This window comes from Treponema zioleckii (assembly GCF_014737315.1).
In the GTDB taxonomy this organism is placed as follows: domain Bacteria; phylum Spirochaetota; class Spirochaetia; order Treponematales; family Treponemataceae; genus Treponema_D; species Treponema_D zioleckii.
In genome coordinates this window covers 1-1205 of record NZ_JPUF01000147.1, presented here as the reverse complement: position 1 = coordinate 1205, position 1205 = coordinate 1, and the positions used below count along the sequence as shown (strand labels likewise).

General features: G+C 31.6%; 1 protein-coding gene. It reads right to left on the bottom strand.

Annotation, left to right across the window (positions count from 1 at the left end):
* Positions 1-8: 8 nt before the first annotated feature.
* A complete protein-coding gene (locus tag JI65_RS16940) occupies positions 9-866 on the bottom strand; it encodes a hypothetical protein (RefSeq protein ID WP_191018338.1) in 858 nt (285 codons plus the stop codon).
* Positions 867-1205 lie beyond the last annotated feature (339 nt).

Sequence of the window (1205 nt, the reverse complement as noted above, 5' to 3'; positions counted from 1 at the left end):
TTTTTTTTCTAAAAGTTTATATTTTCATAATTATTATCACTGATAACAATTGTACCATCAGGCATCATAAAAACAACTTCATCCCAATACTTCTTTTTTCCTTTATGTTCTTTTATTACATATATAAAATAAATAATCCACTTTTCTTGTTTTTCATCGAGTGGATGTATTTCATAATAAGAATAAAACAATGGTATATCGAGTTTCAATATTTCATTTATATAAGAATCAGCGATTTTTTGTAATTCTTTTCTTTTGATATAATCTTTTAAATCTTTTTTCTTTGAAAAATTATCCTGCGCATTAATAAGTTCCTGTCCTATTTTCCAGGTAAGATCATATACTCCTTCTGGATTAGCAGTTGAAGTAACGCCTTCTATATGTATCAAATCTTTTCTAGAATAATTTGCCTGATAAACATGAATTCTTCTTTTAGATGTTTCTATAATTTTTTCCTTATATTTTTTTGAAGAATCTTTTTCTGAGAACAATAAATCTAAAAAAAGTGTCATGCTATTATCGAGTTTATATGTCGTTCCATCCTGTTTCTTAATGATACGGTCATTCATGTAAAATGTTTCTTTCTCATCTGTGTCATAAGAAACTGAAACTTCATATTTTAAAAGAACTTTTATATACTTTTCTTGTCTTGAAATTTTAATTCTATCAAGAAATTCTTGCTTTTGAGTCTCATTTAAACTGATAGAAGATTTTTCCTGTGGATTATCAAAGTCTCTTTTTGTGATTCTTATTTCTTTTATATTTTTAATTTTTTCTAGTCCACAATAATTTGTTGATTCTTGTGCATTAAGTTGAATAAGTGAAATTAGTAAAAAAGAAATTGTAAATAATATTATTTTTTTCATTCTTCTCCAAAAGCAGGCCAGTGGCCTGTCGCCATAACAACTGCTTAAACCGCAAACCGGCTTGACCGGTTTGTCGGCTTTGAAGCTTTGTTAGGCTGGCTTTTATTTTACAACTTCAAATAAAAATTTACACCGCATCTTAGAAAGATATTTTTCCTCTCTTTCTTTCGCCGAAAAGAAGAGGCAGGCTTGACCTGCCCTACTTTTTGCACCGCAAGTTTTCAGGCAGTCGGGCCTGCCCCGGCGGCCGTTTCCCCGGCAAGCCCTTCCTGCGGGCTCGACCCGCAATCGCCGAAAACACGGATTTTTCATAACCGAACTTCTGCTGTTTCTGTATGA